This is a genomic window from Cellulomonas sp. IC4_254 (assembly GCF_011603975.1).
In the GTDB taxonomy this organism is placed as follows: domain Bacteria; phylum Actinomycetota; class Actinomycetes; order Actinomycetales; family Cellulomonadaceae; genus Cellulomonas.
Genome location: NZ_JAANNB010000401.1, coordinates 1 through 705, shown reverse-complemented (window position 1 = coordinate 705; position 705 = coordinate 1). Strand labels below are relative to the sequence as shown.

Annotated in this window: 1 protein-coding gene; it reads right to left on the bottom strand. The window is 76.7% G+C overall.

The window, feature by feature from the left end; all coding sequences use genetic code 11:
• The coding region (locus G6556_RS19015; protein WP_166944740.1) for a DUF222 domain-containing protein at positions 1–705 on the bottom strand (705 nt) is incomplete at both ends.

Below are 705 nucleotides of genomic sequence, written 5' to 3'. Positions count from 1 at the left end.
CACCCAGGGCCTTCGCCGCCCGGGCGGTGTGGTCGAGGACCCCGTCGACGCGGGTGGCGTCCTCGGCCGCCATGACCACCCACATCGAGGCCATCCCGTGCGGCTGCGGCCGCGGATGGGTGACCCGCCGCGTGCACCGCGCCCGCCGGTGACGTCCGGCCGCACCGTCCGGGTCGACCAGCCGGATCTCCTGCTCGACCCGCCGCTGCAACTGCCGTGCCGAGCACTGCGCCGCGTCCGGCAGCACGGCGTCCTCGACCGCGTGCGCCGCCTGGTACGGCAGGTCCGCCAGCCCTGCGGCTAGCACCTCGGCCTTGGCGGCGTCGAGGTGCCCGGACGCCAGCGCCTCCCCGGTCGCGACCAGCATCCCGTCCAGCACCAGCGCCCGGTGCACCACCTTGGTCGCGGTCACCCGGGCCCAGCCGAGCCGCATCGACAGCTCGTCCCCGGCCACGCACGGCTGCGTCGGCGGCGCCCCCGCCAGCGGCGACCAGTCCGGGCGCATCTCGGGGCGGGAGGCGAGCTCCGCGACCGCCTCCAGCATCGCGGCGTGCTGATACGCCTGCATCCGCACCCGCGCGGCGACCACCTCGACCACCACCGCCGAGGGCAGCACCTTCAGGTCCAGACCCCGCAGCCAGGCGTCCAGGCCGGGTCCGGGTGGGCACGCGGCGATCGCCTCGACCTGCCGCTGCTCACCCGTCC